At 60.6% G+C, this 12,972-nt stretch carries 11 protein-coding genes; 4 read left to right on the top strand and 7 right to left on the bottom strand.

From position 1 onward, the window contains the following. Nucleotides 1-9: 9 nt before the first annotated feature. Nucleotides 10-507, top strand: coding sequence for a hypothetical protein (locus tag HJA_RS07630; RefSeq protein WP_035580373.1), 498 nt, complete (start codon nt 10-12; stop codon nt 505-507). Here HJA_RS07630 and HJA_RS07625 read toward each other — a convergent pair whose 3' ends face one another. The 3 genes from HJA_RS07625 to queC are packed head-to-tail and all read right to left on the bottom strand — an operon-like array spanning nt 508 to nt 2,245. Beyond that, the gene (locus tag HJA_RS07625; RefSeq protein ID WP_051597489.1) at nt 508-927 is read right to left on the bottom strand and encodes a 6-carboxytetrahydropterin synthase; all 420 of its coding nucleotides are present in this window, start codon (nt 925-927) and stop codon (nt 508-510) included. After that, complete coding sequence (gene queE / locus HJA_RS07620; RefSeq protein ID WP_035580366.1) at nt 882-1,529, bottom strand: 7-carboxy-7-deazaguanine synthase; 648 nt, start codon at nt 1,527-1,529, stop codon at nt 882-884. Before queE ends, HJA_RS07625 begins: the two co-directional genes overlap by 46 nt. Next, nucleotides 1,526-2,245, bottom strand: a complete 720-nt coding sequence (gene queC / locus HJA_RS07615; protein WP_035580363.1) for a 7-cyano-7-deazaguanine synthase QueC — start codon at nt 2,243-2,245, stop codon at nt 1,526-1,528. Before queC ends, queE begins: the two co-directional genes overlap by 4 nt. Before the next feature lie 233 nt (nt 2,246-2,478). On the opposite strand from queC, the gene HJA_RS07610 reads away from it, so the two are divergent. The 3 genes from HJA_RS07610 to HJA_RS07600 all read left to right on the top strand — a co-directional run bounded on the left by HJA_RS07610 (nt 2,479) and on the right by HJA_RS07600 (nt 9,433). Further along, nucleotides 2,479-5,052: a TonB-dependent receptor gene (locus tag HJA_RS07610; protein WP_162177040.1), complete on the top strand. Its 2,574-nt coding sequence runs from the start codon at nt 2,479-2,481 to the stop codon at nt 5,050-5,052. 223 nt (nt 5,053-5,275) lie between these two features. Further along, on the top strand, nt 5,276-8,170 hold the full coding sequence (locus tag HJA_RS07605; RefSeq protein WP_035580360.1) for a TonB-dependent receptor: 2,895 nt from the start codon (nt 5,276-5,278) through the stop codon (nt 8,168-8,170). A 126-nt stretch (nt 8,171-8,296) separates the two neighbouring features. Further along, nucleotides 8,297-9,433 carry a PQQ-dependent sugar dehydrogenase gene (locus HJA_RS07600; RefSeq protein ID WP_035580357.1) on the top strand — a complete coding sequence of 379 codons (1,137 nt, stop codon included), beginning with the start codon at nt 8,297-8,299 and terminating at the stop codon, nt 9,431-9,433. A gap of 6 nt (nt 9,434-9,439) precedes the next feature. Here the strand turns inward: HJA_RS07600 and recR are convergent, their stop codons facing one another. The 4 genes from recR to HJA_RS07580 form a co-directional block, all read right to left on the bottom strand. Further along, nucleotides 9,440-10,048, bottom strand: coding sequence for a recombination mediator RecR (gene recR / locus HJA_RS07595; protein ID WP_035580817.1), 609 nt, complete (start codon nt 10,046-10,048; stop codon nt 9,440-9,442). A gap of 118 nt (nt 10,049-10,166) precedes the next feature. After that, nucleotides 10,167-10,880: a response regulator transcription factor CtrA gene (ctrA, locus tag HJA_RS07590; RefSeq protein WP_035580354.1), complete on the bottom strand. Its 714-nt coding sequence runs from the start codon at nt 10,878-10,880 to the stop codon at nt 10,167-10,169. Between the two features lie 134 nt (nt 10,881-11,014). After that, nucleotides 11,015-11,857 carry a nucleotide-binding protein gene (locus HJA_RS07585; RefSeq protein ID WP_035580351.1) on the bottom strand — a complete coding sequence of 281 codons (843 nt, stop codon included), beginning with the start codon at nt 11,855-11,857 and terminating at the stop codon, nt 11,015-11,017. Between the two features lie 4 nt (nt 11,858-11,861). Beyond that, entirely contained in the window at nt 11,862-12,872 is a 1,011-nt protein-coding gene (locus tag HJA_RS07580; RefSeq protein ID WP_035580349.1) for a flagellar biosynthesis protein FlhF, read from the bottom strand. Between the last annotated feature and the right edge of the window lie 100 nt (nt 12,873-12,972).

The raw sequence follows: 12,972 nt of genomic DNA, 5'->3' as shown, positions 1-12,972 counted from the left end.
GGTTCTGACATGAAACTGGTTCCAATCACCGCTATCGCCCTTCTCCTGGCCCCGGCTGCCATGGCCGCGGAAATCAATGTCAGCGTGTCTGACGATTTCCAGACCAAGCTGCAGGATGACTACGGCACCCGCGAGGGTGACTATCTCTCGAACGAGATCAAGGAAGACCTGACCCGCGAACTCGAAAAGGCCGGCGTGGATGTTGCCCGGATCGATGTCACCATCATCGATGCCCGCCCGTCCAAGCCGACCTTCAAACAGCTGGGTGACGAGCCCGGCCTCGACTATGGCGCCTCGCGCAGCACCGGCGGGATGAAACTCTCCGCCACCGCTTATGACGCGGACGGCACGAAGGAAGGCGAGTACGAGTATTCCTGGTACGAAACCGACATCCGCATGACCGGCATCACAACCTGGTATGATGCCAACAAAGCATCCAACCGGTTTGCCCGGAACTTCGCTGAAGAAGTGAAGGAAGGTACGCTGTCCGACCAGAACCCGTCCTGATCAGAGGACGAGTTCACACCGCTCGTTGAGGCTGGGGCGCGCCAGAGCGACGCGCTTCAGCCCCGGCAGCGCCTCGCGCAGGTCTTCAGCGACCCAGAGGCAGATCCGCTCCAGCGTCGGGATTTCAAGCCCGTCGATCTCGTTGAGCAGTTTGTGATCCAGCTTTTCGGCTGTCGCGTTCAGGCAGGCCGTCAGGTGAGAGAAATCCTCCACCCACTGCTCGCCCTCTTTCACGACGCCGGCAACAGTCGCTTCCAGGCGGAAGGAATGGCCGTGCATGTTCCGGTAAGGATGCCCTTCCGGCTTGCCGCCCATGAAGTGCGCCGCCTCGAAATGCACCGCCTTGGTGATCTCGAACACGCGGCCCTCAGGGCTCAGGGCAGCCCGGTCAGTTTGTGCGTTTGCAAGCTCAGTCGCCATTGCGGATTCTTCAGACAGTAAGCAGCGGCAGCCTGCACATTGCGGGCCACCTCGGAATTGTCCTTCGGTTGCAGGAAAAAGTGCTGAAAGTCCAGTTCCGTGAACCGTTCGGGCTGCGCTTCGGCCTCATCCTGCGGGTAGACCAGCTTGAGTTCATTACCCTTTTTCAGCACGAGCGCCGCATTGGCCTTGGGGCTGACGCAGATCCAGTCGAGCCCCTCCGGCGCCTCGATCGTGCCATTGGTCTCCACCGCGATCTCGAAGCCTTCGCCATGAAGCGCCTCGATCAGCGGCGGATTCAGCTGCAGAAGCGGCTCCCCGCCGGTGCAGACGACATAGGGCTTCCCGGCTGTGTCGGCATTTGACGCCCAGATGGAGGCGACCAGCGCGGCAACTTCTTCCGGCGTCTTGTACTTCCCGCCATTCTCTCCGTCTGTGCCGACAAAGTCGGTATCGCAGAACTGGCAGACGGCCTTGGCCCGGTCACGCTCAAGCCCGCTCCAGAGGTTGCATCCGGCAAAGCGCAGGAACACCGCGGCCCGGCCGGTCTGCGCGCCCTCCCCTTGCAGGGTGTAGAAAGCTTCCTTGACCGAATAGGTCATTTTGCGGCCTGCCAGCGGTCCCAGCCTGCCGCGCGCAACTCGCAGGCCGGACAGCTGCCGCAGCCATAGCCCCAGACATGCCGTTGCGAGCGGTCGCCGAGATAGCAGGTGTGTGTGTCTTCCACGATCAGGTCGATCAGGGCCTGTCCGGCAAGGCCGTGCGCCATCTCCCAGGTCCCGGCCTTGTCAATATACATGAGCGGCGTCTCGATCGACATCGGCTTGCCCAGCCCGAGACGCAGCGTTTCGGCCTGTGCCTGGATCGTGTCATTCCGACAGTCCGGATAACCGGAATAGTCGGTCTCGCACATCCCGCCCACCAGGACGGAAATACCGCGCCGCACGGCCAGCGCACCGGCGAGCGTCAGGAACAGAAGATTGCGGCCCGGTACAAAGGTCGATGGCAGACCAGCCTCAGTCGTCTCGATGACGACATCATGAGTCATGGCCGTTTCGCCAAGGCTTTTCAGGACTGTCGCATCGATCATGTGATCTTCGCCAAGACGCGACGCCCAACTCTCCTTGAGGCTCGCCATCCCGATCCGGACTTTCTCCCGGCAGGTCAGTTCCACAGCATGACGCTGGCCATAGTCGAACCCGATCGTCTCGACCTGATCGAAACGGTCAAGCGCCCAGGCCAGGCAGGTGGCGGAATCCTGTCCGCCGGAAAAAAGAACCAGGGCCCGGGTGACGGTGGGTGAGGTCTGAGAGGTCATGGCGCGCCTCTACCAGCCTCTGCAGACCCGGCCAAGACGGGAAAACTGTGTCATTCCGGACCCGCAACCAAAAATAGTCGCCCATTGACGCTAGGGTAGCCGGTTGACACGATGGGGCACTCCGCTTTTGTGTAGTATCTGCAGTGCGCCTGCCAGAAGCGCACCCGGATAAAAACCAACCACACAAACAAAAATCTTGTCCACATACGATTGGACGAGGGGAGGAAATTGACTTGAAAAGAACCCGACAACCGAAGTGCGTCTTGCTGGCAGGTGCCTCTGCCGCCGTGTTGAGCCTGATTCAGGCCCCGGCCCTGGCACAGGAAGCAGACGCACCGAACACCGCCACCACCGAAGAAGCTGCTCCTCCCGCCGCATCCACACCCGCCGCTGAAAGTGACAAACGCCTCGGCGTTGTGCAGGTGACCGCGACGCGCCGCGAGCAGAGCATCCTCGACGTGCCGCTGGCAGTCACCGCCATCAGCCCTCTGGAAATCGAACGCCAGGGCGTGGCCGACCTTCGCTCGCTGGACAATCTTTCGGCCAGCTTCAACATGAGCTCGACACAGACGGAATCGCAGGGCGCCTCGCTCCGTATTCGCGGTGTCGGCACCACCGGCAACAATATCGGCCTGGAAAGCGCCGTCGGCGTTTTCCTCGATGGCGTCTATCTGTCCCGTCCGGGCGTCGCCCTGGGCGACCTGGTCGACCTGCAACAGATCGAAGTCCTGCGCGGTCCGCAGGGCACGCTGTTTGGCCGGAACACGTCTGCCGGTGCCCTGAACATCACGACCAAGGCCCCGAACCTCAGAGAAATGGATGGCTTCGCCAATGTCACGGCCGGCAATCTCGGCCTGGTGAATGTCCAGGGCGGCTTCAGCGCTCCGATCGTGGAAGACAAGCTGGCTGTCCGTCTGTCCGGTGCTTACCGCACGCGGGACGCGCTGGCGGAAAGCACCACCGGCGCAGAGAGCTATACGCGCGATCGCTGGATCGTACGCGGGCAAGCCCTTTGGCAGATCAATCCGGACGCTTCGCTGCGGATCATCGCGGACTATTCCGAAGCCGATGAGCAATGCTGCGATGCCCCGGTTACCTTTGACCCGCTGGGCGATGCCGGCATTTATGCGGCTGTCGGCCTGCCGGCAAATGGCGGTGTGGTGGAGTCCGGCTTCCGGGCCCAGAAAAAAGGCATCACCAACGGCGAGCAGTTCCAGAACCCGTTCGAACAGTCCGGCATCTCTGCCACGCTGGAATGGGATCTTGGTCCGGCGGACATGACCTATATCGGCGCCTACCGCAGCTTCAAGGCTGAATCCATTCAGCACTCTGACTTTGTCGGACTTGATGTCTTCCAGGTCGGCGACAACTCAACCCCGTTTGCCGCGCCGGACGTTCAGCCGTCCTATGACGACATCAAGACCATGACCCATGAACTCAGGTTCCAGGGTCTCGCCTTCGATGGCCGTCTCGACTGGCTCCTCGGCGCCTACTATTCGGAAGAAGAGATCGAGGAACGCGCGCTGATGACCCTCGGCGGCGACTATGGCCGGTATGTTTCGGCCCTGTTCGTGCCGTCGCTCGGTGCCGCCACGGTTGCCACAGGCTTCGGCGGGAACATCCCGGCCGCGCTTGGCGGTGTGGACCCGGCCGGCAGCTATGCCGACAATCTCTACACCCAGGACGCCGAGTCCCTGTCGATCTTCACGCACAACGTGTTCGAGATCACGGACGGGCTGAACCTGACAGTTGGCCTGCGCTATGTCGAAGAAACCAAGGACGGTGCCTTTGACCAGCTCTCCGCCAGCTCCCCGACCTGTGTGAACATCGCAAACGGCCTGCTGGCAGGCGCCTATCCGGGGTCGCTTGCCGCCCTGGCCCAGAGCGCACTCGGAGCAACCTGCTTCCCCTTCGCAACCGAGGCAGATACGGCAGCGTCTGCCTTCCTTCCGCTGCCGCGGACGTTCGACGACACGTTCGAGGACGAAGAACTGGTCTACACGGTCAAGATTGGCGCACGGATCACGGATGACGTGAACTTCTATGCCGGCCTGACCCATGGCTTCAAATCCGGCGGCTTCAACCTCGACTCCACGGCGGCGGCCGGTGGGGCGGATCCACGCTTCGATTCCGAAAAGATCGACGCGCTTGAAGCTGGCCTGAAAGGCGCCTTCAATGATGGTCGCGGACGGTTTGACCTCGCCGTGTTCCGTCAGGAAATGGAGGACTTCCAGGTTCTCGAATTCACCGGCGTGCAGTTCCAGACGTTCAACGTCCCGAAAGTGGTCAGCAATGGCTTCGAATTCGAAGTCCAGAACGCGCTCACGGACCGGCTCAGCACGAATGCCGCCATTACCTATACCGATGCCTATTATCCTGAGGATTGCGCACCGGGCGGGTATGATCCGTCAAATCCGGTGAACCGCCTGTGCGGATTCAAGCTGACCAATGCGCCGGAATGGGTCGGCCTCCTGGGACTGACCTGGGAAGACCAGATGGCGAACGGCATGGGCTATTTCCTGACCGGCAACGTCCGCACCGAGTCGGAACGCCGGACCTCCACCCAGGCCGTCGATGACAATGGCGTACCACTCGAAGGTGACTGGCAGGGTGAGAACGCGAAGCTGAACCTCCGGGCCGGCATCTCCTCGGCGGACGACCGTTGGACCTTCGAAGTCTGGGGGAACAATGTGTTCGATGAGTCGACCAAGGCTGTGACCTTCAGCATTCCGCTGCGCGGCCCTGCCCGCGGGGTCTACCTGCAGGAACCGGCCACTTATGGTGTGACTTTGAGGACACGCTTCTAGGCTCTCGTAAGGTACAAATTTGCATCCTGAGCGGTGTCCGGGCCCGGACACCGCTCATTTTTTGCCTTTACGTAGGGTCCACCAGGCCAAACGTTCCAACTGAAAATATTGACTTTCCCTCGCGGCTGCCATTCGATGGATTCTGAAGCACGTCCGAAAAGAGACGGCTCAAAGAACAGCTCGAAGCCAGCAATCCCGCCGGCCCGAGGGGAGGAAAAATTAAATGACCAAATACAGAGACTCGAAATGTGTCTGGTTGGCTGGCGCTTCAGTGTTGGCCATGGGGCTGCTGGCACCCGCTGCCGTCGCCCAGGAGGAAGGTGAAAGCACAAGAACACTTTCCACCGTTACCGTGACGACCCAGAAGGTCGAGGAATCCATTCAGGATGTTCCGATCGCGGTCTCGGCATTTGACGAAGAAGCGCTTGAGCGTCTCCAGCTGACCGGCGGTCCGGACCTCGTCAAATCCATCCCGAACGTGACCTTTACCAAAGGCAACTTCTCGGGTTTCAACTTCAAGATCCGCGGCATTGGTGTGGACTCGGTCGCCCAGTCTGGCGACGCCGGGGTTGGTGTCCACCAGAACGATGTCCCGCTGACAGCGAACCGCCTGTTCGAAGCGGAATTCTACGATGTCGAACGGGTCGAGGTTCTGCGTGGTCCTCAGGGTACGCTGTACGGCCGGAACGCCACCGGTGGTGTGTTCAACCTGATCACCGCCAAGCCGGTGCTTGGTGAGTTCCAGGCGGATGCCGAGCTGACCTATGGCAACGAGAATACGTTCAAAGCGAAGGGCATGGTCAACCTGCCGCTAGGCGACAAGGCCGCCCTGCGCCTCGCTGGTTCGCTTCTTCAGCGCGACGGTTATGTGAAAAACTCCGTCACGGGCAACGATATCGATGACCGCGACCTCTCCAGCTTCCGGGCGACCTTCGCAGTGGAACCGACCGACAATCTGCGCGGCTGGGTTTCCTACGAACACTTCGAAGAAGATGACAGCCGCCTGCGCGCCGGCAAGCAGCTTTGTAAAAAAGATCCGGGCTTCGACACCTTTGCCGGTATCCCGGTGTCTGCTTTCGACCAACTCATAACTTCGCTTGGCTGTCAGGATGCTCCGCTCAGTCAATCGAACGACCGGGTGAACTCGCAGGCAACGCTTGGCGGCGGTCTTGCCATCACGGCCGGCCTGCTGAATGGCGACGCCTTCACAGATCCGGTGAACCCGGACCTGCGCACAATCGAATCTGCTTTCGATCCGATCTACAAGGCAGACCAGGACCTGATCACCTGGAAGGGTGAATGGAACGTCACCGACAGCCTGCTGTTCACCTATCTCGGCAGCCACAATGAAAGCTCGGTTCAGTCGATCGAGGACTATAACAAGATCGCCCCAACCATTGCCTTCAATGAGACAGCTGGCCCATTCGCAGCTGTCCCGGCCCTCTATTCGATCCTGTTCCCGGGCGGCGTTGTGTCTGACCCGGAACTTGGTGTTTCCAACCTGTTCCGTACGTTCGACCAATCGGGCGGCGGCAGCGACCAGGACACGCACGAAATTCGTCTTCAGTCTGACTTCGACGGACCGATCAACTTCAATCTCGGCGCCATCAAGGTCGATTTCGAAGCGATTGACCCGTATGACAGCACAGCTGGCTATTATGTGCTCTCGAATTCGCTGACAGCCCTGACCCAGCTGAACAACGCCGCGGGTGGCGCATTCTTCGGCGGCAACGTGCCACTCGACTCCGGCAGCACGGACAATCTCGGACTGTTCAACGGCACGCTGAACGGCGATGGCGGTGAATACTTCCGCTCCTTGTCTCCTTACCGTCTCGATTCGACCGCCATCTTCGGTGAGGTTTATTATCAGGCAACGGACAACCTGAAGTTCACTCTTGGTCTGAGAAACACGATCGACAAAAAAGAGCAGGATGTCATTCCGACCTTCCTGTTCACGCCGCAAGCACCGGGTGCAGACCCGCTGCAACCGTCGCCGATCGTTGGAGCTGATCCGGATGATGGTGGAGATGGCAGCCTGAACACCGAAGACAAGGAAACCACCGGACGCTTTGGTGTCGACTGGTCACCGGATCTCGGCTTCACCGACGAAACACTGATCTACGGTGTTTACTCGAAAGGCTACAAAGGCGGCGGGATCAACCCACCACAGCCTGCCGGTGCAAACCTGTTCTCGCAAACCTTCGATCCTGAGTTCGTGAACTCGATCGAGATCGGTACCAAGAACACGCTTGGTGGCGGGGTTGCCCAGCTCAACCTGACCGGGTTCCATTATGATTATGAAGGCTACCAGATCACCCAGATCATCAACCGGTCTTCTGTGAACACCAACATCGACGCCAAGATCAAAGGCCTCGAAGTTGAGTTCCTCTGGACCCCGGCGGAAAACTGGTTGCTCACAGCAAACCTGGGTATTCTGGATACTGAAATCCAGGATGCATATGGTATCGACGTTCTTGATCGTGCCAACGGCCGGTCCGACCTCGTCGTGCTGAAAAATGCTGCGAGCTTCGCGAACTGCGTGGTTTCGGCTCAAGGTTATGCAACCATTCTCGGCGCTATTCAGGGTGGTCTGCTCAATCCGGGTGACACGCGCGGTATTTGTACCGGTGCCTTCTCCGGTTCTGAAGCGGCGTTCGGACTTGACGGTGTGACCGTGACCTACACGGACAGCAACGGAAACCTCCAAACGGCGAATGCACTTGAGCCGTTCGAAGGAGACGCGAAGAGCCTCGATGGCAACAACCTTCCAGGCGCGCCTGACACGACGCTGAACCTCGCTGCTGAATATACCTTCCCGGCCCTCGGCAATTCGAACTGGGATATGACGATCCGCAGCGACTACTACTATCAGGCAGACAGCGTCAGCCGGATCTGGAACACGCAGCGTGACCAACTCGACTCCTGGTCGAACGTCAACCTGTCGATCCTCTTCAACAATGAAGAGAACGGCTGGGGCGTTGAAGTGTTCGCCAAGAACCTGACGGATGAGGAAGTCATCACGGGTAACTACCTGACCGACGACTCCTCCGGCCTGTTCACCAACGTCTTCCTGACGGAACCGGCGCTCTATGGCGTCACGGTCAAGAAGTCCTGGTAACAGGTTCATACTCTTAAGGAACTGGGCGGCCCGGATTGGGCCGCCCTTTTTATTTGGCCCCTGCCCCGGCCTGACTTATGTTGGCCGCCGACACCCGTGTGAACCACCAATTTCTGGAGACGCCCAATGCGCCCGATCCTTGCCGGTTTTATTTCCGCCGCCGCCCTCGCGGCATGTGGCTCCGGATCCGCTGCAGCCCCTGTTGCGCCTGATGTCAGCAGCGACGTAAATGTCACCCTGACCCCCGTTGTCGAAGCCGAATTTCCCTGGGGGCTCGCCTTCCTGCCTAACGGAGACCTCCTCTTCACCGAAAAGGACGGCGGCCTGAACTATGTGGCCGGTGGCGAAGGCGAAGCCACACAGGTAACGGGTCTGCCTCCGGCCCTGACCGAAGGCCAGGGTGGCTATTTCGGCATCACGCTGGATCCGGATTTCGACTCCAACCGCCTGATCTATGTCGCCTATGCAGAGGGAACGGATACCGACAATGGCACCGCCGTTATCCGGGCCCGTCTGAGCGACGACCATACGTCGCTGGAGGATGTTGCCGAAATCTTCCGGGCCGACTCCCGCGATACGGCTTATCATTTCGGCGGCCGCCTGCAATTCGCCAATGACGGGACATTGTTCGTCTCGCTGGGCGAAGGCTTCAAATATATGAAGGATGCCCAGGACCCTCACATCACGCATGGTTCTCTGGTTCGTATCAATTCAGATGGCACCATACCGGCAGATAATCCGTTTGCCGACGGTGTTGATGGAAAGCCTGAGGTTTACTCTTACGGACACCGAAACATTCAGGGCCTGTATTACGACAAGTCCGAAGGCACGCTCTACGAGACCGAACACGGCCCCAAAGGCGGCGATGAGTTCAATATCATCAAGCCCGGAGCCAATTATGGCTGGCCGGTCATCACCTATGGCGTCAACTATGACGGCACGATCATCACCGAACAGACCGAGAAGGAAGGCATGGAACAGCCGCTCACCTATTGGGTGCCGTCCATCGCCCCCTCCGGCCTGACGCGCCTGAGCAGCGATGTTTATCCCGGCTGGAAAGGTGACTTCTTCGTTGGCGGCATGAACGGCCCGGCCGGGCTGGAACTTGTCCGCCTGCGCCTGGAAGACGGCAAGGTCACCGAACGCGAAAACCTGTTCAAGGGAGAGTATGCGATCCGCGATGTCGTGCAGGCGCCCGACGGCCATCTCTATGTCGCAACGAAGGACCTCGACGGAATCTTCCGCGTCGACCTCGCTGAATAGGCCCTGCTATTCGCTCGACCGCCGGGCGCGTAGCGCGGCGGCGAGCGTGCCATCGTCCAGGTGATCCAGCTCTCCGCCCACCGGCACGCCGTGAGCGAGATAAGTTATCTGCACACCTTTGCCGGCCAGCTGGTCGGCAACATAGTGCGCCGTGTTCTGGCCCTCGAAAGTCGCATTCAGTGCCAGGATCACCTCGCGGATACCCCCGGCATCCACGCGGGAAATGAGCGAAGGAATATTCAGGTCATCAGGCGTGACACCATCCACAGCGGACATGACCCCGCCAAGGACATGGTAACGCCCCTTGTAAGACCCGCCCCGCTCCAGCGCCCAGAGGTCCGGCACATCTTCCACAACGCAGATCAGGCCTTCGTCCCGCCCGCCCGACTGGCAGACGGCGCAGGGCTGCAACGTGTCATAATTCCCGCACACACTGCACTTCTCGATCCGGTGCCCCGCATCGGACATCGCTTCGGCCAGTGGCAGGAGCAGCGTGTCGCGCTGTTTCAGCAAGAACAGGGCGGCCCTCCGGGCCGATCTGGGACCAAAGCCCGGCAGACGGGACATCAGCTCGATGAGGCGGAGAATCTCGGGGCCGGCAGATCGCTGTGACATGGCCCCAATGTCAGGCATTTGCCGTCTCATGCAAGCCCGGACCGCACGAAAACCACGCCCCATACGAAAACGCCCCGGCACACAGGCCGGGGCGTGAATTTCGCAGGTCGGAAAAGGCTTATGCCGCCTCTTCCACCTCGTTGTTCTTGGAGCTCGGACGCGGATCGCGCAGCACATAGCCACGGCCCCAAACCGTTTCGATATAGTGGTTGCCGCCGGTAGCCTGCTGAAGCTTCTTGCGGAGCTTACAGATGAAGACGTCGATGATCTTCAGTTCCGGCTCGTCCATGCCGCCATAGAGGTGGTTCAGGAACATTTCCTTGGTCAGCGTCGTGCCCTTCCGAAGAGAGAGCAGCTCGAACATCTGGTATTCCTTGCCGGTAAGGTGCACGCGATCGCCGTCCACTTCCACCGTCTTCGCGTCGAGGTTCACCAGGATCTCACCGGTGCGGATCACGCTCTCGGCATGGCCTTTGGAGCGGCGCACAATGGCGGTGATACGAGCGATCAGTTCGTCCTTGTTGAACGGCTTGGTGAGGTAATCGTCAGCGCCGTAGCCCAGCGTGCGGACTTTCGCTTCGATGTCCGGGTTACCGGAGAGGATCATGACCGGCGTATTCACGCGGCCCATGCGCAGCTGCTTGAGGACGTCATAGCCGGAGATGTCGGGCAGAGACAGATCGAGGATGATCATGTCGTACTCGTAGACCTTGCCCAGATCGACACCTTCTTCACCGAGGTCGGTGGTGTAGATGTTGAAGCCAGCGGACTTCAGCATCAGCTCGATGGAACGCGCGACGGCGCTATCGTCTTCAATTAGCAGGACGCGCATGTGTCGTCTCCCGAATCAGCCTAACGACAAGCTAGTCGTTTTTATTAACTCTGAGAATCCTATAGGCTGTTTCTTTAACACTAGTTAACAGAGCCCTGCGATTCCCCGCGAAATCCCCCAAATCTTCACACAGATTAATTTCCAAGTTCAGCCGCCGGAGCATCCCCGATCAGCATCTGGCTGATGGCGATGGCATCCTGAATCGGCTGAGCCTGAGGATCTGTGGAAATCAGTGTTTTCTGGCACCGGATCGCGTCGCGGACCTTCGGGTCGCGGATCACCACACCAGCAAGATGCGGGCGGAAGCCGAGGAATGTCTGGCAGGCCCGGGCAATGGCCTCATAGGTCCGCTGGCCGGCAGCGCGGCTGTCGGCCTGGTTGATGCAGACCACCGGCTCAACATTCGGCGCATAGCCCCGTAGCACCTTGATGAAGGCGTACGCGTCAGTCATCGACGTCGGCTCGTCTGTAATCACCATCAGGGCCTTGTCGGCGGCACGGGCGAGACGCATGCAGTTCGCTTCGATCCCGGCACCAAGATCGACAACAACCTGGTCATATTGCAGGGCCAGCGCGGACAGTCCGGCCGCGAGACGGGCAACTTCTTCCGGCGGCAGCTCAGCCAGCGCGCCTGACCCTGACCGGCCCGGCAGCACATCGAACCCGCCATCAGCTGCGCCGCCATCAACCGGCGTCACCGCATCGTCGAGCTCGACCCAGCCGGCAATCACGGCGGCGAGGTCCGTCTCGGGGGCGATCCCGAGCTGGACGTCGACATTGGCGAGGCCAAGGTCGCCATCCACCAACAGGGTGCGTTTCCCGGCCTGGGCGAAGGCTGAAGCCAGCGTGATAGCCATGAACGTCTTGCCGACGCCGCCCTTCCCGCTTGCAACCGCGATGATCGAGGCAGGTTCCACCCGCCGCGGTGTGGGCCGCGGTGCCGGACGTTCCTGCGATTTGCGCATCATGAAACTCATTGGATTACGCGGCTCCTTTCAGGGCGATCACGTCGCCCGGGGCGTCTTCCATCAACAGGGCGGCAAGGCGCATGGGCGCCGCCGGCACCAGTCCACCGCCGATAAACGGCGTGACGGCAAGATGTGAGAAGGCAATGCCGGCCGACGACAGGGCGGATATGGCCCCGCCCCTCCTTCGGACAACATCGAGTTTGGTCAGGATGGCCCGCTTGACGCCGGCCCGGGCAAAGCCGCGGGCGGCTTCAGACTGGTCGTCCGGGTGGCCTTCGGCCGACATGACCAGCACGGGCTCAGCACGGATGACAGAGATCAGGTCCTGCAGGCTGGCCATGTCATCATCATCGAACGGATTGATCGCCGGCAGGTCGATGACACAGCGGCGGTTTTCGGATTTCAGCGCCCGCAGCGTCGCGAACAGGTCATCCGGCGAATGGCAAGTCCGGATCTGGCCCTTTTCCAGCTCCAGATAGGCGGCCAGCTGGTCCCCACCGGCTGTGCCATCAAGGTCTGCGGCCACAGGGGCGACCTCGGCGCGGGCCATTGCGGCACGGCGGGTCAGCTTGGCGGCGGTCGCGGTGCGGCCATGCCCGGGCGGGCCGACCAGCACGACATCACGATCAAGACGCGCCGGCAGCGGATCGCAGGTCACGATACGGGCCAGGCCTTCTGCGATGGCCTCTTCGGGATCGCTCACATGCTGAATGCGGCCAGCCCCTTCCGCCGCCACGCGGTCGGCAAAGCGCTGGGGTGCGCCGTGCCAGAGCAGCGCATCCCGGACCCGGCTGAACAGAGGATTTTCGGTGCCACGGCCATGCCCGCCGCCACGTGCATCGCGCATGAACAGCGGCTCGTTCGGCACCATGCCGACACCGCCCATCTTGTCGACCGCAGCACGCACTTCCACACCACCATCGATTTCGCGCTCGGACAGGATCACCGCGTCGGCTCCCATCTCGGCAAAAATCATCGCCTTGGCAGCCTCGAAGGTCTCGGCGGCGAACATTTTCATACGCATACGGCGGCGTCCTTACTCTCGAACAGGCCTGCTTTCCCCGCGCCCCAGACGCGAACGGGCCATACTCTCCCGTAACCATTAGTGTCGTCTAAAGGTTAAC

Source organism: Hyphomonas jannaschiana VP2, assembly GCF_000685215.1.
Lineage (GTDB): Bacteria > Pseudomonadota > Alphaproteobacteria > Caulobacterales > Hyphomonadaceae > Hyphomonas > Hyphomonas jannaschiana.
Note: the sequence above shows the minus strand (reverse complement) of the source record. Positions and strands in the feature narration are given on the sequence as shown.

What these genes read in the sequence shown, in the direction of transcription:
- HJA_RS07630 (WP_035580373.1), top strand. Translation starts at nt 10, where the DNA reads ATGAAACTGGTTCCAATCACCGCTATCGCCCTTCTCCTGGCCCCGGCT.
- HJA_RS07625 (WP_051597489.1), bottom strand. Translation starts at nt 927, where the DNA reads ATGGCGACTGAGCTTGCAAACGCACAAACTGACCGGGCTGCCCTGAGC.
- queE (WP_035580366.1), bottom strand. Translation starts at nt 1,529, where the DNA reads ATGACCTATTCGGTCAAGGAAGCTTTCTACACCCTGCAAGGGGAGGGC.
- queC (WP_035580363.1), bottom strand. Translation starts at nt 2,245, where the DNA reads ATGACCTCTCAGACCTCACCCACCGTCACCCGGGCCCTGGTTCTTTTT.
- HJA_RS07605 (WP_035580360.1), top strand. Translation starts at nt 5,276, where the DNA reads ATGACCAAATACAGAGACTCGAAATGTGTCTGGTTGGCTGGCGCTTCA.
- HJA_RS07600 (WP_035580357.1), top strand. Translation starts at nt 8,297, where the DNA reads ATGCGCCCGATCCTTGCCGGTTTTATTTCCGCCGCCGCCCTCGCGGCA.
- recR (WP_035580817.1), bottom strand. Translation starts at nt 10,048, where the DNA reads ATGTCACAGCGATCTGCCGGCCCCGAGATTCTCCGCCTCATCGAGCTG.
- ctrA (WP_035580354.1), bottom strand. Translation starts at nt 10,880, where the DNA reads ATGCGCGTCCTGCTAATTGAAGACGATAGCGCCGTCGCGCGTTCCATC.
- HJA_RS07585 (WP_035580351.1), bottom strand. Translation starts at nt 11,857, where the DNA reads ATGAGTTTCATGATGCGCAAATCGCAGGAACGTCCGGCACCGCGGCCC.
- HJA_RS07580 (WP_035580349.1), bottom strand. Translation starts at nt 12,872, where the DNA reads ATGCGTATGAAAATGTTCGCCGCCGAGACCTTCGAGGCTGCCAAGGCG.